The organism is Klebsiella sp. KPN54798 (assembly GCF_021184225.1).
Lineage (GTDB): Bacteria > Pseudomonadota > Gammaproteobacteria > Enterobacterales > Enterobacteriaceae > Klebsiella > Klebsiella pneumoniae.
In genome coordinates, this window is record NZ_CP089234.1 from 1,228,833 (window position 1) to 1,250,350 (window position 21,518).

Annotated in this window: 20 protein-coding genes; 17 read left to right on the forward strand and 3 right to left on the reverse strand. The window is 58.8% G+C overall.

What is annotated here, in order from left to right; translation table 11 throughout:
- Nucleotides 1–11 precede the first annotated feature (11 nt).
- From rseA to acpS, 10 genes are all read left to right on the forward strand, one after another.
- Nucleotides 12–662 (forward strand): anti-sigma-E factor RseA, encoded by a 651-nt coding sequence (gene rseA / locus LPQ25_RS06070; RefSeq protein WP_002914072.1) that lies wholly within the window; start codon nucleotides 12–14, stop codon nucleotides 660–662.
- Nucleotides 662–1,618, forward strand: a complete 957-nt coding sequence (gene rseB / locus LPQ25_RS06075; RefSeq protein WP_002914070.1) for a sigma-E factor regulatory protein RseB — start codon at nucleotides 662–664, stop codon at nucleotides 1,616–1,618. The genes rseA and rseB overlap by 1 nt, the downstream gene beginning before the upstream one ends.
- On the forward strand, nucleotides 1,615–2,094 hold the full coding sequence (gene rseC, locus LPQ25_RS06080; RefSeq protein ID WP_004144354.1) for a SoxR-reducing system protein RseC: 480 nt from the start codon (nucleotides 1,615–1,617) through the stop codon (nucleotides 2,092–2,094). The genes rseB and rseC overlap by 4 nt, the downstream gene beginning before the upstream one ends.
- A 185-nt stretch (nucleotides 2,095–2,279) precedes the next feature.
- Nucleotides 2,280–4,079, forward strand: coding sequence for a translation elongation factor 4 (gene lepA, locus LPQ25_RS06085; protein WP_002914069.1), 1,800 nt, complete (start codon nucleotides 2,280–2,282; stop codon nucleotides 4,077–4,079).
- Between the two features lie 15 nt (nucleotides 4,080–4,094).
- Nucleotides 4,095–5,069, forward strand: coding sequence for a signal peptidase I (gene lepB, locus LPQ25_RS06090; protein WP_002914067.1), 975 nt, complete (start codon nucleotides 4,095–4,097; stop codon nucleotides 5,067–5,069).
- A 249-nt stretch (nucleotides 5,070–5,318) separates the two neighbouring features.
- Nucleotides 5,319–5,999 carry a ribonuclease III gene (gene rnc / locus LPQ25_RS06095; RefSeq protein ID WP_002914065.1) on the forward strand — a complete coding sequence of 227 codons (681 nt, stop codon included), beginning with the start codon at nucleotides 5,319–5,321 and terminating at the stop codon, nucleotides 5,997–5,999.
- The gene (era, locus tag LPQ25_RS06100; RefSeq protein WP_002914063.1) at nucleotides 5,996–6,901 is read left to right on the forward strand and encodes a GTPase Era; all 906 of its coding nucleotides are present in this window, start codon (nucleotides 5,996–5,998) and stop codon (nucleotides 6,899–6,901) included. Before rnc ends, era begins: the two co-directional genes overlap by 4 nt.
- Nucleotides 6,902–6,912: 11 nt before the next feature.
- On the forward strand, nucleotides 6,913–7,650 hold the full coding sequence (gene recO / locus LPQ25_RS06105) for a DNA repair protein RecO (RefSeq protein WP_002914062.1): 738 nt from the start codon (nucleotides 6,913–6,915) through the stop codon (nucleotides 7,648–7,650).
- 11 nt (nucleotides 7,651–7,661) lie between these two features.
- Nucleotides 7,662–8,393: a pyridoxine 5'-phosphate synthase gene (gene pdxJ / locus LPQ25_RS06110; RefSeq protein WP_004180923.1), complete on the forward strand. Its 732-nt coding sequence runs from the start codon at nucleotides 7,662–7,664 to the stop codon at nucleotides 8,391–8,393.
- Nucleotides 8,393–8,773: a holo-ACP synthase gene (gene acpS, locus LPQ25_RS06115; RefSeq protein WP_004144351.1), complete on the forward strand. Its 381-nt coding sequence runs from the start codon at nucleotides 8,393–8,395 to the stop codon at nucleotides 8,771–8,773. Before pdxJ ends, acpS begins: the two co-directional genes overlap by 1 nt.
- A 12-nt stretch (nucleotides 8,774–8,785) precedes the next feature.
- Here the strand turns inward: acpS and LPQ25_RS06120 are convergent, their stop codons facing one another.
- On the reverse strand, nucleotides 8,786–9,046 hold the full coding sequence (locus LPQ25_RS06120; RefSeq protein WP_004888420.1) for a YfhL family 4Fe-4S dicluster ferredoxin: 261 nt from the start codon (nucleotides 9,044–9,046) through the stop codon (nucleotides 8,786–8,788).
- Between the two features lie 56 nt (nucleotides 9,047–9,102).
- Nucleotides 9,103–9,951 (reverse strand): MurR/RpiR family transcriptional regulator, encoded by an 849-nt coding sequence (locus LPQ25_RS06125; protein ID WP_004144349.1) that lies wholly within the window; start codon nucleotides 9,949–9,951, stop codon nucleotides 9,103–9,105.
- Nucleotides 9,952–10,188: 237 nt separating this feature from the next.
- On the opposite strand from LPQ25_RS06125, the gene yfhb reads away from it, so the two are divergent.
- Nucleotides 10,189–10,800, forward strand: a complete 612-nt coding sequence (gene yfhb, locus LPQ25_RS06130) for a phosphatidylglycerophosphatase C (RefSeq protein WP_004144348.1) — start codon at nucleotides 10,189–10,191, stop codon at nucleotides 10,798–10,800.
- A gap of 62 nt (nucleotides 10,801–10,862) precedes the next feature.
- A complete protein-coding gene (gene tadA, locus LPQ25_RS06135) occupies nucleotides 10,863–11,372 on the forward strand; it encodes a tRNA adenosine(34) deaminase TadA (protein WP_004151991.1) in 510 nt (169 codons plus the stop codon).
- Here the strand turns inward: tadA and mltF are convergent.
- The gene (mltF, locus tag LPQ25_RS06140) at nucleotides 11,369–12,985 is read right to left on the reverse strand and encodes a membrane-bound lytic murein transglycosylase MltF (RefSeq protein WP_004144346.1); all 1,617 of its coding nucleotides are present in this window, start codon (nucleotides 12,983–12,985) and stop codon (nucleotides 11,369–11,371) included. The two genes, tadA and mltF, sit on opposite strands and share 4 nt — an antisense overlap.
- A 175-nt stretch (nucleotides 12,986–13,160) precedes the next feature.
- On the opposite strand from mltF, the gene purL reads away from it, so the two are divergent.
- The 5 genes from purL (at nucleotide 13,161) to glnB (ending at nucleotide 21,504) form a co-directional block, all read left to right on the forward strand.
- Nucleotides 13,161–17,048 (forward strand): phosphoribosylformylglycinamidine synthase, encoded by a 3,888-nt coding sequence (purL, locus tag LPQ25_RS06145; protein ID WP_014907104.1) that lies wholly within the window; start codon nucleotides 13,161–13,163, stop codon nucleotides 17,046–17,048.
- A 590-nt stretch (nucleotides 17,049–17,638) separates the two neighbouring features.
- Complete coding sequence (locus tag LPQ25_RS06150; protein WP_072159548.1) at nucleotides 17,639–19,060, forward strand: sensor histidine kinase; 1,422 nt, start codon at nucleotides 17,639–17,641, stop codon at nucleotides 19,058–19,060.
- Nucleotides 19,061–19,089: 29 nt separating this feature from the next.
- A complete protein-coding gene (qseG, locus tag LPQ25_RS06155; RefSeq protein WP_002914033.1) occupies nucleotides 19,090–19,776 on the forward strand; it encodes a two-component system QseEF-associated lipoprotein QseG in 687 nt (228 codons plus the stop codon).
- On the forward strand, nucleotides 19,763–21,100 hold the full coding sequence (gene glrR / locus LPQ25_RS06160) for a two-component system response regulator GlrR (RefSeq protein WP_014907106.1): 1,338 nt from the start codon (nucleotides 19,763–19,765) through the stop codon (nucleotides 21,098–21,100). The genes qseG and glrR overlap by 14 nt, the downstream gene beginning before the upstream one ends.
- Before the next feature lie 65 nt (nucleotides 21,101–21,165).
- Complete coding sequence (gene glnB / locus LPQ25_RS06165; protein ID WP_002914032.1) at nucleotides 21,166–21,504, forward strand: nitrogen regulatory protein P-II; 339 nt, start codon at nucleotides 21,166–21,168, stop codon at nucleotides 21,502–21,504.
- Nucleotides 21,505–21,518 lie beyond the last annotated feature (14 nt).

The following is a 21,518-nucleotide window of genomic DNA, read 5'->3' on the forward strand; positions in this document are numbered from 1 at the left end:
GGGTATCAGGCATGCAGAAAGAAAAACTTTCGGCTTTAATGGATGGTGAAACGCTGGATAACGAACTGCTCAACGAGCTGAGTCGTTCTTCTGAGATGCAAAAAACCTGGGAGAGTTATCACCTTATCCGCGATACGCTGCGTGGCGATACCGCTGAGGTGCTGCAATTTGATATCTCCGCCCGGGTGATGGCCGCCATTGAAAATGAGCCCGTTCGTCAGACGGCGCCGCTTATTCCTGAATCTCAGCCCGCACCGCATCAGTGGCGGCAGATGCCGTTCTGGAACAAGGTGCGTCCGTGGGCCAGCTCCCTGACTCAAATGGGCGTTGCCGCCTGTGTATCGCTTGCGGTTATCGTCGGCGTCCAGCACTATAATGGTCAGTCTGATTCCGCTCAGCAGCCAGAAGCGCCGGTGTTCAATACGCTGCCCATGATGGGTAAAGCAAGCCCGGTAAGTCTTGGCGTGCCGGCTGACGCGTCAGCGGGAAGCGGCCAGCAGGCGCAGGTCCAGGAACAGCGCCGCCGAATTAACGCCATGCTGCAGGACTACGAACTGCAGCGCCGCCTGCACGCTGAGCAGCTTCAGTTTGGCCAGGCCCAGACTCAGCAGGCCGCAGTCCAGGTACCGGGCTATCAAACTTTAGGAACGCAATCGCAGTAATGAAGCAACTTTGGTGTGCCATGTCGCTCATGGCAGGCAGCCTGTTGTTCTCTGTCAACGCCTCGGCTGATACATCGTCCGGGGCGTTGTTGCAGCAGATGAACCTGGCCAGCCAGTCTCTCAATTATGAGCTGTCTTTTGTTAGCATCAGCAAACAAGGCGTTGAGTCGCTGCGCTATCGTCACGCGCGACTGAACAACCAACCGCTGGCGCAGTTGCTGCAGCTGGACGGTCCGCGCCGGGAAGTGGTCCTGCGCGGCACGGAAATCAGCTATTTTGAACCCGGTCTCGATCCGTTCACCCTGAACGGCGACTATATCGTCGATTCGCTGCCATCGCTGGTATATAGCGATTTCAAACGCCTCTCCGCGGCGTATGATTTTATCTCCGTGGGCCGTACCCGTATCGCTGACCGCCTCTGCGACGTGATCCGCGTCGTGGCTCGCGACGGCACGCGCTACAGCTTTATCGCCTGGCTGGATGCTGAAACCAAGCTGCCGCTGCGCGTCGATTTGCTCGACCGCGACGGGGAAACGCTGGAGCAGTTCCGGGTCGTCTCCTTCAACGTTGGCGATAACGTCAGCGCCAGCATGGAGACGCTGGCAAAAGCGAATTTGCCGCCGCAGCTGTCGGTGCCTGAAGGAGGCGACAAAGCTAACTTCAACTGGGCGCCGACGTGGCTCCCGCAGGGCGTGACTGAGGTTTCCAGCAGCCAGCGCCGTCTTCCCACCTTTGACGGTCCGGTAGAATCACGTCTCTATTCCGACGGCTTGTTCAGCTTCTCGATCAATATCAACCGCGCCACGGCGGCCAGCAGCGACCAGCTGTTGCGCACCGGCCGACGCACCGTCAGCACGACTGTGCGCGATAACGCGGAGATAACCGTAGTGGGCGAGCTGCCGCCGCAGACGGCGAAGCGTATCTCTGACAGTATTAAATTCAAGGCAGTACAATGATTAAAGAGTGGGCTACCGTGGTTTCCTGGCATAACGGCGTGGCGCAGGTGCACTGCGACGTTAAAGCCTCCTGCAGCAGCTGCGCCTCCCGTGCCGGCTGTGGTAGCCGGGTGCTAAACAAGCTGGGGCCGCAGACCAGCCATACCATTAGCGTGCCCTGCGAGCAGCCGTTGGCCGCGGGGCAAAAAGTGGAGCTGGGGATCGCTGAAAGCAGCCTGCTGGGCTCAGCGATGCTGGTGTATATGGCGCCGCTGGCGGGGCTGTTTGTAATGGCGTCTATTTTTCAGGTGCTGTTTGCCAGCGATATTGCGTCACTTTGCGGCGCGCTGCTGGGCGGCGTCGGCGGCTTCCTGGTGGCGCGCGGTCTGTCGCCGCGACTGGCGGCACGTCAGTCCTGGCAGCCGGTGATTTTGAACGTCGCACTGCCGCCGGATCTGCTGCGTGTTGATACGCCTTCCTCCGACATGGGCCAGTGATTTCACTGGCCCTTATCTTTATTTACCTTTCCTGTTACAACGCCACAATTTCTGCGGGTATGCTGGATCTAACAGCATTTCCTGGTTTCGCGGATGTAGTGTAGAATGCGGCGTTTTCGGATTAAAAAACGTCAGGCACAGTACAGCGGCCTCATGATACTCGTAAGGCATAATTAACTCTAAATATGAAGAATATACGTAACTTTTCGATCATCGCTCACATCGACCACGGTAAGTCGACGCTGTCTGACCGTATCATCCAGATTTGCGGTGGCCTTTCTGATCGTGAAATGGAAGCCCAGGTTCTGGACTCCATGGATCTTGAGCGCGAACGCGGGATCACCATCAAGGCGCAGAGCGTCACCCTGGACTATAAGGCCAGCGACGGTGAGACCTACCAGCTGAACTTTATCGACACCCCGGGCCACGTGGACTTCTCTTATGAAGTTTCCCGTTCTCTTGCCGCGTGCGAAGGCGCGCTGCTGGTGGTAGACGCCGGGCAGGGGGTAGAAGCCCAGACCCTGGCCAACTGCTACACCGCCATGGAGATGGATCTCGAAGTGGTTCCGGTACTCAACAAGATCGACCTGCCTGCGGCCGACCCTGAGCGCGTAGCGGACGAGATTGAAGATATCGTCGGGATCGACGCCCACGACGCGGTGCGCTGCTCAGCGAAAACCGGCGTCGGCGTGACCGACGTGCTGGAGCGTCTGGTGCGCGATATCCCGCCGCCGGAAGGCGATCCGGACGCGCCGCTGCAGGCGCTGATTATCGACTCCTGGTTCGATAACTACCTCGGCGTGGTGTCGCTGGTGCGGATTAAAAACGGCACCATGCGCAAGGGCGACAAGATCAAGGTCATGAGCACCGGCCAGGTCTATAACGCTGATCGTCTGGGCATCTTCACCCCGAAACAGGTTGACCGTACCGAGCTGAAATGCGGCGAGGTAGGCTGGCTGGTCTGCGCGATCAAAGACATCCTCGGCGCGCCGGTGGGCGATACCCTGACCGCCGCCCGCAACCCGGCAGACAAAGCGCTGCCTGGCTTTAAGAAGGTGAAACCGCAGGTGTATGCCGGCCTGTTCCCGGTGAGCTCCGATGATTATGAAGCTTTCCGCGACGCGCTGGGCAAACTGAGCCTTAACGATGCCTCTCTGTTCTACGAGCCGGAAAGCTCTACCGCGCTGGGCTTCGGCTTCCGCTGCGGCTTCCTCGGCCTGCTGCACATGGAGATCATTCAGGAGCGTCTGGAGCGTGAATACGATCTCGACCTGATCACCACCGCGCCGACGGTAGTCTACGAAGTAGAGACCACCTCCAAAGAAGTTATCTACGTCGACAGCCCGTCCAAGCTGCCGCCGCTGAATAATATTCAGGAGCTGCGCGAGCCGATCGCCGAGTGTCACATGCTGCTGCCGCAGGAGTTCCTCGGCAACGTGATTACCTTGTGTGTCGAGAAGCGTGGGGTGCAGACCAACATGGTTTACCACGGTAAACAGGTGGCGCTGACCTATGAAATTCCGATGGCGGAAGTGGTTCTCGACTTCTTCGACCGCCTGAAGTCCACCTCCCGCGGCTATGCGTCGCTGGACTACAACTTCAAACGCTTCCAGGCGTCGAACATGGTACGCGTCGATGTGCTGATCAACGGTGAGCGCGTCGATGCGCTGGCGCTGATCACCCACAACGATAACGCGCCGTATCGCGGCCGCGAGCTGGTGGAAAAGATGAAAGATCTGATTCCGCGTCAGCAGTTCGATATCGCGATTCAGGCGGCCATCGGTAACCACATTATCGCGCGCTCTACGGTGAAACAGCTGCGTAAAAACGTCCTGGCGAAATGCTACGGCGGCGACGTCAGCCGTAAGAAAAAGCTGCTGCAGAAGCAGAAAGAAGGTAAGAAGCGTATGAAGCAGGTCGGTAACGTTGAGCTGCCGCAGGAAGCGTTCCTCGCCATTCTGCACGTTGGTAAAGACGGCAAATAACCCTAAGGAGTTGGCATGGCGAACATGTTTGCCCTGATCCTGGTGATTGCAACCCTGGTGACGGGCGTTTTATGGTGCCTGGACAAGTTCATTTTTGCACCGAAACGTCGTGAACGTCAGGCCGCTGCTCAGGCAGCGACCGGCGAGCAACTGGACAAGAAGACGCTGAAGAAAGTCGGCCCGAAACCGGGCTGGCTGGAAACCGGCGCATCGGTTTTCCCGGTGCTGGCGATCGTTCTGGTGGTACGTTCATTTATTTATGAGCCTTTCCAGATCCCTTCAGGTTCGATGATGCCAACGCTGCTCATCGGCGATTTTATTCTGGTGGAGAAATTTGCCTACGGCATTAAAGATCCTATCTACCAGAAAACGCTGATCGAGACCGGCCATCCGAAGCGCGGCGACATCGTGGTGTTTAAATATCCGGAAGACCCGCGTCTGGACTACATTAAGCGCGCGGTGGGGTTACCGGGTGATAAGGTCACCTACGATCCGGTTGCCAAACAGGTCACTATTCAGCCGGGCTGCAGTTCCGGACAGGCCTGCGGCAACGCGCTGCCGGTGACCTATTCCAACGTGGAGCCGAGCGATTTTGTTCAGACCTTCTCCCGCAGCAACGGCGGCGAAGCGAGCAGCGGTTTCTGGCAGTTGCCGAAGGGCGAAACCAAAGCCGACGGCATTCGTCTTACCGAGCGTCAGGAGACGTTGGGCGACGTGACGCACCGAATTCTGATGGTGCCGATTGCCCAGGATCAGGTTGGGATGTACTACCATCAGTCCGGTCTGCCGCTGGCCACCTGGATTGTGCCGCCCGGTCAGTACTTCATGATGGGCGACAACCGGGATAACAGCGCCGACAGCCGGTACTGGGGCTTTGTGCCGGAAGCCAACCTGGTCGGAAAAGCAACCGCTATCTGGATGAGTTTTGAAAAGCAGGAAGGTGAATGGCCGACCGGCGTGCGGTTATCGCGCATTGGTGGAATTCATTAATTTCCTCTGCTGAATTCACGTCGCTGCTGTTATCGCAGCGGCGTGAATTATTTAGTATTTAAATCCATTCAAACTAACGACATCCCGTGTCGTTGCGTATAGAATATCCCCCCGAAGTTTTTGGTTGTCGCTCTGCCGGGTGACACTGCACACGAAAGCGTATTGGTCTGTTTCAAATTACTGTTTGAAGCGAATGCTCAGGTCGGTTTCGTGTGCTGCATCTTTGACGCATTCATTTATTGGTAACGCATGAACCCCATCGTAATTAATCGGCTTCAACGAAAGCTGGGCTACACTTTTCATCATCAGGAGCTGTTGCAACAGGCATTAACTCACCGCAGTGCCAGCAGCAAACATAATGAGCGCCTGGAATTTTTAGGTGACTCCATTTTAAGTTTCGTGATCGCGAATGCGCTGTATCATCGCTTTCCTCGTGTCGATGAAGGCGATATGAGCCGTATGCGCGCGACGCTGGTGCGCGGCAACACGCTGGCGGAGATCGCCCGCGAGTTTGAGCTGGGCGAGTGTCTGCGCCTCGGGCCGGGAGAGCTGAAAAGCGGCGGTTTCCGTCGCGAATCGATTCTCGCGGATACCGTTGAAGCGTTAATTGGCGGGGTTTTCCTCGACAGTGATATTCAGAACGTTGAACGCTTAATCCTCTCCTGGTACCAGACCCGTCTGGACGAAATCAGTCCGGGCGATAAGCAAAAGGATCCGAAGACGCGTCTGCAGGAGTATCTGCAGGGACGTCATCTGCCGCTGCCGTCTTACCTGGTGGTCCAGGTTCGCGGCGAAGCGCACGATCAGGAATTTACTATCCACTGCCAGGTCAGTGGCCTGAGTGAACCGGTGGTTGGCACAGGTTCCAGCCGTCGTAAGGCGGAGCAGGCTGCCGCCGAACAGGCGCTGAAAAAGCTGGAGCTGGAATGAGCGAAGAAAAAAGTTATTGTGGGTTTGTCGCCATCGTGGGTCGTCCAAACGTTGGCAAATCCACGCTGTTGAACAAGCTGCTTGGGCAGAAGATCTCGATCACCTCCCGTAAAGCGCAGACCACCCGTCACCGCATCGTCGGTATCCATACCGAAGGGCCGTATCAGGCGATTTACGTTGATACTCCGGGCCTGCATATGGAAGAGAAGCGTGCCATTAACCGCTTAATGAACAAAGCGGCCAGCAGTTCGATTGGCGACGTGGAACTGGTCATCTTCGTGGTGGAAGGCACTCGCTGGACGCAGGACGACGAGATGGTGCTCAACAAGCTGCGCGACGCGAAAGCGCCGGTGATCCTCGCGGTCAACAAGGTGGATAACGTGCAGGAAAAAGCGGATCTGTTACCGCACCTGCAGTTCCTCGCCAGCCAGATGAATTTCCTCGATATCGTACCGATCTCAGCGGAAACCGGCACCAACGTTGATACCATCGCGGCGATCGTGCGTAAGCATCTGCCGGAAGCGATCCATCACTTCCCGGAAGATTATATTACCGATCGCTCACAACGCTTTATGGCCTCCGAAATCATCCGTGAAAAACTGATGCGTTTCCTCGGCGCTGAGCTGCCGTACTCCGTCACCGTGGAAATCGAACGTTTCGTCAGCAACGAGCGCGGCGGTTACGATATCAACGGCCTGATCCTCGTCGAGCGCGAAGGGCAGAAAAAGATGGTGATTGGCAACAAAGGCGCCAAAATTAAAACCATCGGTATCGAAGCGCGTAAGGACATGCAGGAGATGTTTGAAGCGCCGGTGCACCTCGAGCTGTGGGTGAAAGTGAAATCCGGCTGGGCCGATGACGAGCGCGCCCTGCGCAGTCTCGGTTACGTTGACGACCTCTGAGTTAACGCAACGTGGATGGATGGCAGCGCGCCTTTGTCCTGCATAGCCGTCCGTGGAGCGAAACCAGCCTGATGCTGGACGTCTTCACGGAAGAATCCGGTCGCGTGCGCCTGGTTGCCAAGGGCGCACGCTCCAAACGCTCTAATCTCAAAGGCGCTTTACAGCCCTTTACCCCCTTGTTGGTTCGCTTCGGCGGGCGCGGCGAAGTCAAAACCCTGCGCAGCGCGGAAGCCGTTTCGCTGGCGCTGCCGCTCAGCGGCATCACCCTCTACAGCGGTCTCTACGTTAACGAGCTTATCTCCCGCGTGCTGGAGCACGAAACACGCTTCTCCGAACTCTTTTTCGACTACCTGCACTGCATTCAGGCGCTCGCCGGGGCCAGCGGCTCGCCGGAGCCCGCGCTGCGGCGTTTTGAGCTGGCGCTGCTCGGGCACCTGGGCTATGGCGTGGATTTTCTCCACTGCGCCGGGAGCGGCGAGCCGGTAGACGACACCATGACCTACCGCTATCGTGAAGAAAAAGGCTTTATTGCCAGCCTGGTGATTGATAACAACACGTTTACCGGGCACCATTTGAAAGCATTGGCGAGTCGCGAGTTTCCTGATGTTGATACGCTGCGCGCCGCGAAGCGCTTTACCCGTATCGCCCTGAAGCCCTATCTCGGCGGCAAACCGCTCAAGAGCCGGGAGTTGTTTCGCCAGTTTATGCCCGCGCGAAAGGCGCGAGCCGATAATACGAATAATGATTAACGAGGATTGTCATGGCTGAATTATTGTTAGGGGTCAATATTGACCATATCGCGACCTTGCGTAACGCCCGCGGCACCGCTTACCCGGATCCGGTTCAGGCGGCTTTCATTGCCGAACAGGCCGGCGCCGACGGTATTACCGTGCATTTGCGCGAAGACCGTCGCCATATTACCGATCGCGATGTGCGTATCCTGCGCCAGACGCTGCACACCCGCATGAATCTTGAAATGGCGGTCACCGAAGAGATGCTGACGATCGCCTGCGAAACCAAACCGCACTTCTGCTGCCTGGTGCCGGAGAAGCGTCAGGAAGTGACCACCGAAGGCGGGCTGGACGTCGCCGGCCAGCGCGACAAGATGCGCGATGCCTGTCAACGCCTGGCGGATGCCGGCATCCTGGTCTCCCTGTTTATCGATGCGGATGAAGCGCAGATCAAAGCGGCGGCGGACGTTGGCGCGCCCTATATCGAAATCCACACCGGCTGCTATGCCGATGCCAAAACCGACGCCGAGCAGGCCAGGGAGCTGGAACGTATTGCCAAAGCGGCCACCTACGCCGCCAGCCTCGGGCTGAAGGTGAATGCCGGCCACGGTCTGACCTACCACAACGTGAAAGCGATTGCTGCGCTGCCGGAAATGCATGAGCTGAATATCGGTCACGCGATTATTGGCCGTGCGGTGATGAGCGGCCTGAAAGAGGCGGTGGCGGAAATGAAGCGTCTGATGCTGGAAGCGCGCGGCTAATGGCCATTCTCGGGTTGGGTACCGACATCGTCGAGATCGCCCGCATCGAAGCGGTGATCGCCCGCAGCGGCGATCGCCTTGCCCGCCGGGTGCTGAGCGACCATGAATGGAGCATCTGGGAGCAGCACCAGCAGCCGGTGCGTTTCCTGGCGAAACGCTTTGCGGTCAAGGAAGCGGCGGCGAAAGCGCTGGGAACCGGGATCCGTAACGGGCTGGCGTTTAACCAGTTCGAGGTTTACAACGACGAGCTGGGCAAGCCGAAGCTGCGGCTATGGGGTGAAGCAAACCTTTTAGCTGAACGCATGGGAGTAAGCGCTATTCACGTTACTCTCGCTGATGAACGCCACTACGCCTGCGCCACGGTGATTGTCGAAAGCTAGCCAGGAGGGCGGTTAAATTTTATCCGCGTGGTGCATCAGCACGAATTTATCCCACAGCTGTTCTTCACTCTCGACGTGTGCCGGATCTTTCAGGATCGTATTCGGGATCGGGCACACTTTCTGGCAGGTTGGCGTGTCGTAATGACCCACGCACTCGGTGCAGCGGTCGCTGTTAATCTCATAAATGCTCTCACCCATCGAAATGGCCTCATTCGGGCACTCCGGCTCGCACATATCGCAGTTGATGCATTTTTTGGTAATTAACAGCGCCATCAGGAAAGTCTCAGAAACAACACAAACAGGGCGGGCATTATACGCCCATTTTCTGCTCAGACCAGCTTTTTCACCAGCGCTTCGCTATGGCGAATGCGCTCCGGCGCCCGCTCCAGATCCTGCTGCACCAGCCCCATAAACAGCAGATCGGTGAGCATCATTTGCGCGCTTGTGGAGGAGATGGCCGCGCTGCGCGTCGCCTGCTCTTCGGCGATAGTATACAGGCAGTGGGTCGCCTGCTGTTGCAGGGCGTTCGGGCTAAACCCGGTGATCGCCAGGATCTTACAGCCGACGCGCAGCGCTTCACCGGCCGCCATATTGATCTCCCGGCGCTCGCCGGAGTAAGAGATCGCCAGCAGAAGATCGTCGCTGGACATGGCCTGCACCGTCGCCAGCAGGGCATGCATATCCTGCTCAGAAACAGCGTTGATGCCGATCTTCATCAGCTTCCAGCTAAAGTTACGCGCCACCAGGCCGGAGGCGCCAATCCCGGTGACGATCACTCGCCGGGCGTTGCGCAGCAGCGTGACGGCTTCCCGTAGCGTCTCTTCAGTGTTGACGTCCAGCGAGGCATGCATGGCGGCGACATTGTCTTTAATGAGTTTCTCGCCGACCAGACGCAGCGGATCGTCACCGCGAATGTGGTTATGCACCGGGACGGAGTGCGGATCCGGGCTACTCGCCAGCGCTTCACTAAGGGCCAGCTTCAGCGCCGGAAAGCCTTTGAATCCCAGCTTCTGGGCAAACTTAACCACGCTGGACTGACTCACACCGGCTTCCGCTGCCAGCTGCTGCGAGCTGAGGTGCCGGGTCTCATCGGGCTGGCTTAGAATATAATCGGCCAACTTTTTGTCGCTCGCCGCCAGGGTGGGATAGCGCTGACGAATACGCGTTAAACAGTTCATTGGAGCTCCGCTGGAGCCGTCCGGCTCGTGACTGACAGAATTTTTATTCGATTATAAGGGGTATACCATGAATTAAAAATTCTTAAGCCACAATTTTTCCTTCGCCTGCTACTTTAATTCTTTCTTAACGGCAGGGGATGTTTTCCCTCGACATGGCGTCAGGCTGTTAAGCTTACCCTAACGAGAAGCGAGTTCTGAGATAAAGGAGGCAGTTTGCAGCACACTGAACGGAGAGTGGTGTTTTTCGATCTGGACGGAACCTTACACCAACAGGATATGTTCGGCAGTTTTCTGCGCTATCTGCTGCGCCATTTGCCGCTGAACCTGTTGCTGGTGGTGCCGATGGGGCCGGTGATCCTTGCCGGACTGGCAGTGAGCGGACGGGCGGCGCGCTGGCCGATGAGCCTCCTGCTGTGGGCGACAACCTTTGGCCGCCGCGAGGCGGTGCTAAAGCGGCTGGAAGCGGAGTTTGTCGGCTGGTTTCGCCATCATGTGACGGCGTTTCCGGTAGTTCATGCGCGGCTTACCGCCTACCTGACCAGCACCGATGCCGACGTCTGGTTGATCACCGGCTCGCCGCAGTCGCTGGTGGAGCAGGTCTATCGCGATACCCTCTGGTTGCCGCGGGTGAATTTGATAGCCAGCCGCACCGCGCGCCGCTGGGGCGGCTGGGTATTGACCCTGCGCTGCCTGGGGCATGAAAAGGTGGTACAGCTGGAGAAAAAGATTGGCGCCCCGCTGCGGCTGTATAGCGGCTATAGCGATAGTGAGCAGGATAATCCATTGCTCGGCTTTTGCCAGCATCGCTGGCGGGTAACCCCTCAGGGAGAGCTTCAGCAGCTGGAGTAATAGTGTGTAATTGATAGCGCCCATGTATAATGCGCCCCGCTTTTTCTGCTGGAGTGGCCGCTGTGTCTGACCTCGAACTCAATGATGAATACTGGATGCGTCATGCCCTGACGCTGGCGAAACGCGCCTGGGAAGAGGGCGAGGTGCCGGTGGGCGCGGTGCTGGTGCATAACAATCAGGTCATTGGCGAGGGCTGGAACCGGCCGATAGGCCGTCACGACCCCACCGCCCATGCGGAGATCATGGCCTTACGCCAGGGCGGACTAGTGCTGCAAAACTACCGCCTGATCGACGCCACGCTGTACGTGACCCTCGAGCCCTGCGTCATGTGCGCGGGCGCGATGGTGCACAGCCGTATCGCCCGCCTGGTGTTTGGCGCCAGGGATGCCAAGACCGGCGCCGCCGGCTCGCTGATGGATGTTCTGCACCACCCGGGAATGAACCATCGGGTTGAGATTAGCGAAGGCGTGCTGGCAGAGTCCTGCTCTGCCATGCTGAGCGACTTCTTCCGCTGGCGGCGGGAAGAGAAAAAAGCGCTGAAGAAAGCCCGGGCGCAGACCGGGGAAAGTTAATACAGGTGGCCGGGGAGTTTCATCCGGGCATTATCCATCTGCTTATCGGCGCGAAACTTGAAAAAGGGCAGGGTGGTCTCCTGCGGCTGTTCGAGCTCATTGGGCAGCACGGCCGGGTAATCCTCCGCCAGGGCCAGCGTTTGCTGCTGCTGGCGCTCCTTCTCTGACAAATAGCCGACAAGGCTTATCTGATATTTGCGGATGTTTTCCACATAGGCGTAGGCCTCATGGCCGCGGGCATAGCCGTATTTTAGTTTGCTGTAATAGGGTTTCTGGCTCAACAACGGTAAACGCAGCTTAACGTCCGCCCAGCTGTTAGGATTGCCTTTCTGTTTGCGGGTGAGCGCCATGGCGTCCAGCATATGGGCATAGCCCATATTATAAGCGGCCAGCGCAAACCAGATGCGTTCATCTTTCGGGATCGAATCCGGCACTTTATCCATCATATCCTGCAGGTAGCGCATGCCGCCGTCGATACTCTGCGCCGCATCGGTGCGGTCGGTTAGACCCAGGCTTTGCGCCGTATTGCGTGTGAGCATCATCATACCGCGCACGCCGGTGGGGGAGGTGGCCTGCGGATCCCAGTGGGATTCCTGCCAGGCGATGGCGGCCAGCAGGCGCCAGTCAATCTCGCGGGCGTATTTTTCAAACAGCGGCTGCACCTCCGGAAGAATATTTTCCACCGCGCGCAGGAAGGTGCGGGTATCGACATAATCGAAATCGTTGCCGTGGCCGAGGTATTTCTCCTCCAGGCGCGCCAGGGTGCCGTCTTCATTGATGTTGTTGAAGAAATCAAGCATTGCCGCCGACAGCGAATTATCGTCGTCCCGGGCGCTAAACCAGGTGACCGGCTGTTCGTCAGTGATATCGAGGGCCACCGCCAGCTCCGGATGGACGCGCTGAAACAGGCTGACGGCCACCGAGTCAGCGATGGTGTAATCAAGTTTACCGTCAATCACCGCCTGCATCAGCGCCGTGGTACCGCGTTTTTCGTCCACGCGCCAGGCAAGATCCGGGTATTTCTCGGCTTTTAAGGTCTGCAGGTCGTTGATCGCCACGTGGCCCGGAGCGATAGTGAGCTGCTCGGCGGTCAGCGCCGCGAGGGTGCGCGGCCGGGTATTGCCGACGCGGTAGACCAGCTGTTGCGAAACAGAATAGTAGGTGGGGCCGGCCTGATAGTTTTTCACTCGCTCCTGGTTATAGACCAGTCCGGCGGCCAGCATATCGGCCTGACCGTCGTCGAGGTCGTCAAACAGCTGGCTGATGTTTTGCCGGACGGTTATCTTAAGCGTTACGCCAAGGTAGTCGGCAAACTGCTTCGCCAGTTCATAATCCAGACCGAACGCTTTATTGTTCATGGTGGCGAAGGTCATTGGCGAGTTGATAGTGCTGATGCGCAGCTCGCCGCGAGCGATAATGCCCGCCACCCGGTTCTCGGGTTTACCAGACCAGGGGATCGACGGCCACAGGGCCGCCGCCAGCAAAAGGGTGACAATGCCGATCAGCAGATAATTAATCTTTAATTTTTTCAGAGAGTTAATCTTCTGCAGCTTCAGGTTCCTCAGCAGGCGATGTCCGGAAAAAACGCAAGGTTGTCGTCGAATGTGCGGCATTCTGCTTAATAATGCGCCAGTTGGCAACTTATTCGCGATGGTCGTCACATTTATTGATAAACAGCATCAATGATTTTATTTCTACGCAAACGGTTTCGTCGGGGCGCAGGATTCACTATAATGACGCCCGTTTCCCCCCCTGGCTCACCCTGAAAGCTTCGAAGACGAGAGACTTATGATGGAAATTTTGCGTGGTTCACCTGCACTGTCGGCATTCCGTATTAATAAACTGCTGGCACGATTTCAGGCGGCCAACCTTCCGGTAAGCGCCATATATGCCGAATATATTCATTTTGCCGATCTGAATGCCCCGCTGAGCGCTGACGATCGCGAGCGCCTGGCGCGATTGCTTCAGTATGGCCCGAGCTTGAGCAGCCATACCCCGACCGGTAAATTACTGCTCGTGACCCCTCGCCCTGGCACCATCTCTCCCTGGTCTTCTAAAGCTACCGATATCGCTCACAACTGCGGTCTGGCGCAGGTTGTGCGTCTTGAGCGCGGCGTGGCGTATTACGTTGAAGCCTCAACCCTGACCGAAGCGCAGTGGGCCACGGTGGCGGCGGAGCTGCACGACCGCATGATGGAGAGCGTCTTCGACGAGCTGGAAGCGGGCGAGAAGCTGTTCGCTCACCATCAGCCGACGCCGGTCACCAGCGTCGACCTGCTGGGCGAAGGGCGTCAGGCGCTGATTGACGCCAACCTCCGTCTGGGTCTGGCGCTGGCCGACGACGAAATTGACTACCTGCAGGACGCGTTTACCCGCCTGGGACGCAACCCGAACGATATCGAGCTGTATATGTTCGCCCAGGCGAACTCAGAGCACTGTCGCCACAAGATTTTCAACGCCGACTGGATCATCGACGGCGAACAGCAGCCGAAGTCGCTGTTCAAAATGATCAAAAACACCTTTGAAAAAACGCCAGACTACGTGCTGTCGGCTTATAAAGATAATGCCGCGGTGATGGAAGGGTCTGAAGTCGGGCGCTATTTCGCCGACCATCAGACCGGACGCTACGACTTCCATCAGGAGCCGGCGCACATTCTGATGAAGGTGGAAACCCATAACCACCCGACGGCCATCTCTCCATGGCCGGGCGCGGCAACTGGCTCCGGCGGCGAAATCCGCGATGAAGGCGCCACCGGCCGCGGCGCGAAGCCGAAAGCGGGCCTGGTGGGCTTCTCGGTTTCCAACCTGCGTATCCCGGGCTTCGAACAGCCGTGGGAAGAAGATTTCGGTAAACCGGATCGCATTGTCACCGCCCTGGACATCATGACCGAAGGCCCGCTGGGCGGCGCGGCGTTTAACAACGAATTTGGTCGTCCGGCGCTGAACGGCTACTTCCGCACCTATGAAGAGAAAGTCACCAGCCACAATGGCGAAGAGCTGCGTGGCTACCACAAACCGATCATGCTGGCCGGCGGTATCGGCAACATCCGCGGTGAGCACGTGCAGAAGGGCGAGATTACCGTCGGCGCGAAGCTGATCGTGCTGGGCGGCCCGGCGATGAACATCGGCCTCGGCGGCGGCGCGGCGTCTTCTATGGCCTCCGGCCAGTCCGATGCCGATCTCGATTTCGCCTCCGTACAGCGTGACAACCCGGAAATGGAGCGCCGCTGTCAGGAAGTGATCGACCGCTGCTGGCAGTTGGGCGACGCCAACCCGATCCTCTTTATCCACGACGTTGGCGCCGGCGGTCTCTCCAACGCTATGCCGGAGCTGGTGAGCGACGGCGGCCGCGGCGGTAAATTCCAGCTGCGCGATATTCTCAGCGATGAGCCAGGGATGAGTCCGCTGGAGATCTGGTGTAACGAATCGCAGGAACGTTATGTTCTGGCGGTCGCCCCGGAGCAGCTGCCGCTGTTCGACGAACTGTGCCGCCGCGAGCGCGCGCCTTATGCCGTTATCGGCGAAGCCACCGCTGAGCAGCATCTGAGCCTGAGCGACAGCCACTTTAACGATCAGCCGATCGACCTGCCGCTGGACGTCCTGCTCGGCAAAACGCCGAAAATGACCCGCGACGTGCAGACTCTGAAAGCTCAGGGTAGTGCACTGGATCGCCAACCGATTACCCTTGCCGATGCGGTTAACCGCGTTCTGCATCTGCCGACGGTGGCCGAGAAAACCTTCCTCGTCACCATCGGCGACCGCACCGTGACCGGTATGGTCGCCCGCGACCAGATGGTTGGCCCGTGGCAGATCCCGGTGGCCAACTGCGCGGTGACCACCGCCAGCCTCGACAGCTACTATGGCGAAGCGATGGCGATGGGCGAGCGCGCCCCGGTCGCCCTGCTGGACTTCGCGGCCTCTGGCCGTCTGGCGGTCGGCGAAGCGCTGACCAACATCGCCGCCACGCAGATTGGCGAGCTGAACCGCGTGAAGCTGTCGGCTAACTGGATGGCCGCCGCCGGCCACCCGGGTGAAGACGCTGGCCTGTATGAGGCGGTGAAAGCGGTGGGCGAAGAGCTGTGCCCGGCGCTGGGCCTGACCATTCCGGTCGGTAAAGACTCGATGTCGATGAAAACCCGCTGGCAGGAAGGCAGCGAGCAGCGCGAGATGACCTCTCCGCTGTCGCTGGTCATCTCTGCCTTCGCCCGTGTCGAAGATGTCCGTCATACCGTCACGCCGCAGCTTTCGACGGAAGATAACGCCCTGCTGCTGATCGACCTCGGTAAAGGGCACAACGCGCTGGGCGCGACGGCGCTGGCGCAGGTCTATCGCCAGCTCGGCGACAAGCCGGCTGACGTGCGCGATGTCGCGCAACTGAAAGGCTTCTGGAATGCGATGCAGGCCCTGGTGGCGCAGCGTAAACTGCTGGCCTACCACGACCGCTCCGACGGCGGTCTGCTTGTCACGCTGGCGGAAATGGCCTTTACCGGCCACTGCGGCGTGGAAGCGGATATCGCCGCGCTGGGCGACGACCATCTGGCCGCGCTGTTCAACGAAGAGCTGGGGGCGGTGATTCAGGTCCGCGCCGCAGACCGTGAGGCGGTGGAAGCCATTCTGGCGGTTAACGGCCTGGCGGACTGCGTGCATTACCTCGGTAAAGCGGTTGAGGGCGATCGCTTCGTGCTGACCGCCGGCGGTCAGACGGTGTTCAGCGAAAGCCGCACCACGCTGCGCATGTGGTGGGCGGAAACCACCTGGCAGATGCAGCGTCTGCGCGACAACCCGGCCTGCGCCGATCAGGAGCATCAGGCGAAAGCCAATGATGCCGACCCGGGCCTCAATGTGAAGCTCTCGTTTGATATTAACGACGACGTCGCCGCCCCGTACATTGCCACCGGCGCGCGGCCGAAAGTGGCCGTCCTGCGCGAGCAGGGGGTGAACTCCCACGTTGAAATGGCGGCCGCCTTCCATCGTGCCGGCTTTGACGCCATCGACGTGCATATGAGCGACCTGCTGGCCGGCCGGACCGGTCTGGGCGATTTCCATGCCCTGGTAGCCTGCGGCGGCTTCTCCTACGGCGACGTGTTGGGCGCGGGCGAGGGCTGGGCGAAGTCGATTCTGTTCAACGAGCGCGTGCGCGATGAGTTCGCGACCTTCTTCCACCGTCCGCAGACGCTGGCGCTCGGCGTGTGCAACGGCTGTCAGATGATGTCCAACCTGCGCGAGCTGATCCCGGGCAGCGACCTGTGGCCGCGCTTTGTGCGCAACCAGTCTGACCGCTTTGAAGCGCGCTTTAGCCTGGTGGAAGTGACGCAAAGCCCATCCCTGCTGCTGGAAGGCATGGTTGGCTCACGGATGCCGATTGCGGTCTCCCACGGCGAAGGTCAGGTGGAAGTGCGCGACAGCGCGCATCTGGCCCAGCTGGAGAGCAAAGGTCTGGTGGCGCTGCGCTTCGTGGATAACTTCGGCAAAGTGACCGAAACCTATCCGGCGAACCCGAACGGTTCCCCGAACGGTATCACCGCGGTGACCAGCGAAAGCGGGCGCGCGACCATCATGATGCCGCACCCGGAACGCGTCTTCCGCACCGTAAGCAACTCCTGGCACCCGGAGAACTGGGGCGAGGATAGCCCGTGGATGCGTATCTTCCGTAACGCGCGTAAACAGCTGGGTTAATCTTCCCGCCGCGCTTCACGCGAACGTATCAGCCCCCTGCCTGACAGGGGGCTTTTTTTTATCTGTGATGGTCGGCACGCCAGGGTGTCGGGAATTGCCGACAACTGCGATATTGTAGTGTCGTCAATAGGCGACACTTAAGTTATTGATTTAAATGATGAGTAATCGGTAGCCTATTTGGTGTCGCTAAATAGCGACAACGCGGGTGAAAAATAAACAGAGGTAGTTCGACTGTTCTTGCGGTTAATGTCATATATATCAGTATGTTAATAAAATGTTTTGAGAGCTGGCATAGTTCATGCATAATATTAACCAGTGGCTCATTCACCTTCTTATGTCAGCCCCTTCGGGACGCGCTACATAAACTTCGAATGACGCACAAACAGGTGCCTGCCGTCCAACTCCTGATAACAGCCTGGCTTTATCAGACATCGGGCGAAACGTCGAGTAAGGCACCGCCTCATTCCTGAACAAAGCCAGGCCTTGCGCCTGGCTTTGTTGTTTCTGCGGCGCAGCACTCAGCGGTAGCGCTTTTCTCCGGCGCGCTCCTCAGTTAGCATCGACCAGAGCTAATGATTGAGACAACATCCTTGAAGCGACTCTCTCTTTTCCCCCGTTCGCTGCGTCAGCTGGTGACGCTCTCTTTTGTGCTGATCCTGCTGCCATTGCTGGTGCTGGCCTGGCAGGCCTGGCAGAGCCTGAACGCCCTTAGCGCCCAGGCGGCGCATATTAACCGTACCACCCTGGTCGACGCCCGACGCAGCGAGGCGATGATCAATGCCGCACTGGAGATGGAGCGCAGCTATCGCCAGTACTGCGTGCTGGACGATCCGACGCTGGCGCGCGTCTATCAAAACCAGCGGCAGCGCTACAGCCAGATGCTGGACGCCCACGCCGGCGTGCTGCCGGACGAGAAGCTCTGGCAGGCGCTGCGTCAGGATGTCAGCGATCTGGCGCAGCTGCAGTGTAAAAATAGCGGACCCGATGCCCAGGCAGCCGCCAGACTGGAAGTTTTCGCCAGTAATAACAGCGATATGGTGCAGGCGACCCGGGCGGTCGTCTATTCTCGTGGCCAACAGCTGCAGCAGGAGATAGCCGAACGCGGCCAGTTTTTTGGCTGGCAGGCGCTGGTGCTGTTTCTGCTGAGCCTGGCGCTGGTGCTACTCTTCACCCGCATGATTATCGGCCCGGTGAAAGGCATCGAAAGAATGATCAATCAGCTGGGGGCAGGGAAGTCGCTGGACGACGCCGCATTGTTTACCGGCCCGCGCGAGCTGCGATCGGTGGGCAAGCGCATCATCTGGCTCAGCGAGCGCCTGGCGTGGCTGGAGTCGCAGCGGCATCAATTTCTTCGCCATCTGTCGCATGAGCTGAAAACCCCGTTGGCCAGTATGCGTGAAGGTACCGAGCTGTTGGCCGACCGGGTCGCGGGGCCCCTGACCCCTGAGCAGCAGGAGATTGTCGAGATCCTCGACAGCAGTAGCCGTAACCTGCAAAAGCTGATTGAACAGCTGCTGGACTATAACCGAAAACAGGCCGACGGCCCGGTGGCTCGCGAAGCGGTGGACCTGGTGGACCTGGTGGAAAACGTCGTGGCGGCGCACAGCCTGCCCGCGCGGGCTAAACTGATGCATACCGAACTGACGCTGCAGGCGCGGCGTTGCCTGGCAGAGCCTGCGCTATTGATAAGCGTAATGGATAATCTCTACTCCAATGCGGTGCACTATGGCGCTGAATCCGGTAACATCCGTATCCATAGCTACCGGTACGGAGAGCAGGTGCGTATTGATGTCGCCAACAGCGGCGAACCGATCCCGGCCGCGGAAAAAAACATGATATTCGAGCCTTTTTACCAGGGGAGTCACCAGCGTAAAGGGGCCGTTAAGGGCAGTGGACTGGGGTTGAGTATCGCCCGCGACTGCGTCCGGCAGATGCAAGGGGAGCTCAGCTTAGTTGATGCGCCCGCCGGGCAGGTCTGTTTTCGCATTACGCTTCCCTCAGCGCCGGAATAATCCAACTTATGAATCGATATCGGGGAACTATGTCCCAATTCCTGGCCTGGCGCCGTTCCCTCAGTGGATGGCTGCTTTCAGGCATTGCTTGTCTTACGCTGGCGGGGTGTTCCGCCGGCTTTTCACCGCATACCGCGGAAGGTACCGCCGCCCCCGGGCAGGCGCAGCATCAGGTGGCCGATTTTGTCGCGGTAGACTGCGCGGATATCTGGGCGCACAGCAGCGATGCCAGCGACAAAAATCCCCTCTACTGGCTGCGGGGCATTGACTGTGCCGATCGCCTCGCGCCGGCGCAGGCGCGGGCGGAGGCGAAACGCCATACCGACGACAGTTGGCAGGACGCGTTTCGTCGCGGCATCCTGCTTGCTGATGCTAAAATTACCCCTGAGGAGCGCCGCGACCTGGTGGCGCGTCTCGATACCTTCAGCCCGCAAATCGCCGTTCAGGTCCGCCCGCTGTATCAGCTCTGGCGCGACGGCCAGACCCGTCAGCTGCAGCTGGTGGAAGAGCGTGCCCGTTACGCGAAGCTTCAGCAGTCCAGCGATAGCGAACTGGAGACACTGCGTCAGCAGGAGCTGGCGCTGCGCGAGCAGCTGGAGCTGACCACCCGCAAGCTGGAGAACCTGACGGATATCGAACGCCAGCTCTCCAGCCGCAAGCCGGGCGGCAATTTCGGCAGCGAAAAAGTGCCGGAGGTGATCCATGACGATCCGTAAACCGGCGCGTTTACTGCTGGTGGATGACGATCCGGGACTGTTGAAGCTACTGGGCATGCGCCTGATCAGCGAAGGCTACAGCGTGGTCACCGCCGAGAGCGGGCCGGAAGCGCTGCGCGTGCTGGGGCGTGAGAAAGTGGATCTGGTGATTAGCGATCTGCGGATGGATGAAATGGACGGCCTGCAGCTGTTTAGCGAGATCCAGAAGGGCCACCCCGGCATGCCGGTGATCATTCTCACCGCTCACGGTTCGATTCCCGACGCCGTGGCGGCTACCCAGCAGGGGGTGTTCAGCTTCCTGACCAAGCCGGTCGATAAAGATGCCTTATATAAAGCCATTGATGAGGCGCTGGAGCAGCGCTCGCCGGCCACCGACGAAGCCTGGCGCCAGGCGATTGTAACCCGCAGCCCGCTGATGCTGCGCCTGCTTGAGCAGGCCGGGATGGTGGCGCAATCGGATGTCAGCGTACTGATTAATGGCCAGAGCGGGACCGGGAAGGAGATCGTCGCCCAGGCGATCCACAACGCCAGCCCGCGTCATGATAAGCCGTTCGTGGCGATCAACTGCGGCGCGCTGCCGGAACAGCTGCTCGAATCCGAACTGTTTGGCCATGCGCGGGGCGCTTTTACCGGCGCGGTCAGTAACCGTGAAGGATTATTCCAGGCCGCTGAGGGTGGTACGCTGTTTCTCGACGAGATCGGTGATATGCCGGTTGCGTTGCAGGTGAAGCTGCTGCGCGTCCTGCAGGAGCGCAAGGTGCGCCCGCTGGGCAGCAACCGCGATATCGAAATCAACGTGCGGATTATCTCCGCCACCCACCGCGACCTGCCGAAGGCGATGGCCCGCGGCGAGTTTCGTGAAGACCTGTTCTACCGCCTCAACGTAGTGAACCTGAAAATACCGCCGCTCTCCGAACGCACGGAAGATATTCCGCTGTTGGCCAACCATCTGCTGCGTCAGTCCGCCGATCGCCATAAGCCGTTCGTGCGGGCATTTTCCAGCGATGCGATGAAGCGGCTGATGGCCGCCAAGTGGCCGGGCAACGTACGCCAGCTGGTGAACGTGATCGAGCAGTGCGTGGCCCTGACTTCGTCGCCAGTGATCGGCGACGCGCTGGTTGAGCAAGCGCTGGAGGGCGAGAACACGGCGCTGCCGACCTTCGTGGAGGCGCGCAATCAGTTTGAGCTGAACTACCTGCGCAAGCTGCTGCAAATTACCAAGGGCAACGTCACTCACGCCGCGCGGATGGCAGGGCGCAACCGCACCGAATTCTATAAGCTGCTGTCGCGCCATGAGCTCGACGCCAACGACTTTAAAGAGTAGCTCCGCACTATAGCGCAAGTTATGATACGGTAAGCAACCGGTTACGCGATTAAGACAGGAACCCCATGAAAAAGATTGATGCGATTATTAAACCTTTCAAACTGGATGACGTGCGTGAAGCGCTGGCCGAAGTCGGCATCACCGGGATGACGGTAACGGAAGTGAAAGGCTTTGGCCGCCAGAAAGGGCACACCGAACTGTACCGTGGTGCCGAGTATATGGTCGATTTTCTGCCGAAAGTAAAAATTGAAATTGTGGTGACCGACGATATCGTCGATACCTGTGTGGATACCATCATCCGTACCGCACAGACCGGTAAAATCGGCGACGGTAAAATCTTTGTCTTCGATGTGGCGCGGGTCATTCGTATTCGTACCGGCGAAGAAGACGACGCGGCGATTTAACGCTCGCCGCTCGC

What these genes read in the sequence shown, in the direction of transcription:
- mltF (WP_004144346.1), bottom strand. Translation starts at nt 12,985, where the DNA reads ATGCCGCACATTCGACGACAACCTTGCGTTTTTTCCGGACATCGCCTG.
- purL (WP_014907104.1), top strand. Translation starts at nt 13,161, where the DNA reads ATGATGGAAATTTTGCGTGGTTCACCTGCACTGTCGGCATTCCGTATT.
- lepA (WP_002914069.1), top strand. Translation starts at nt 2,280, where the DNA reads ATGAAGAATATACGTAACTTTTCGATCATCGCTCACATCGACCACGGT.
- acpS (WP_004144351.1), top strand. Translation starts at nt 8,393, where the DNA reads ATGGCCATTCTCGGGTTGGGTACCGACATCGTCGAGATCGCCCGCATC.
- LPQ25_RS06125 (WP_004144349.1), bottom strand. Translation starts at nt 9,951, where the DNA reads ATGAACTGTTTAACGCGTATTCGTCAGCGCTATCCCACCCTGGCGGCG.
- rseA (WP_002914072.1), top strand. Translation starts at nt 12, where the DNA reads ATGCAGAAAGAAAAACTTTCGGCTTTAATGGATGGTGAAACGCTGGAT.
- rseB (WP_002914070.1), top strand. Translation starts at nt 662, where the DNA reads ATGAAGCAACTTTGGTGTGCCATGTCGCTCATGGCAGGCAGCCTGTTG.
- era (WP_002914063.1), top strand. Translation starts at nt 5,996, where the DNA reads ATGAGCGAAGAAAAAAGTTATTGTGGGTTTGTCGCCATCGTGGGTCGT.
- rnc (WP_002914065.1), top strand. Translation starts at nt 5,319, where the DNA reads ATGAACCCCATCGTAATTAATCGGCTTCAACGAAAGCTGGGCTACACT.
- lepB (WP_002914067.1), top strand. Translation starts at nt 4,095, where the DNA reads ATGGCGAACATGTTTGCCCTGATCCTGGTGATTGCAACCCTGGTGACG.
- glnB (WP_002914032.1), top strand. Translation starts at nt 21,166, where the DNA reads ATGAAAAAGATTGATGCGATTATTAAACCTTTCAAACTGGATGACGTG.
- qseG (WP_002914033.1), top strand. Translation starts at nt 19,090, where the DNA reads ATGTCCCAATTCCTGGCCTGGCGCCGTTCCCTCAGTGGATGGCTGCTT.
- rseC (WP_004144354.1), top strand. Translation starts at nt 1,615, where the DNA reads ATGATTAAAGAGTGGGCTACCGTGGTTTCCTGGCATAACGGCGTGGCG.
- glrR (WP_014907106.1), top strand. Translation starts at nt 19,763, where the DNA reads ATGACGATCCGTAAACCGGCGCGTTTACTGCTGGTGGATGACGATCCG.
- pdxJ (WP_004180923.1), top strand. Translation starts at nt 7,662, where the DNA reads ATGGCTGAATTATTGTTAGGGGTCAATATTGACCATATCGCGACCTTG.
- LPQ25_RS06120 (WP_004888420.1), bottom strand. Translation starts at nt 9,046, where the DNA reads ATGGCGCTGTTAATTACCAAAAAATGCATCAACTGCGATATGTGCGAG.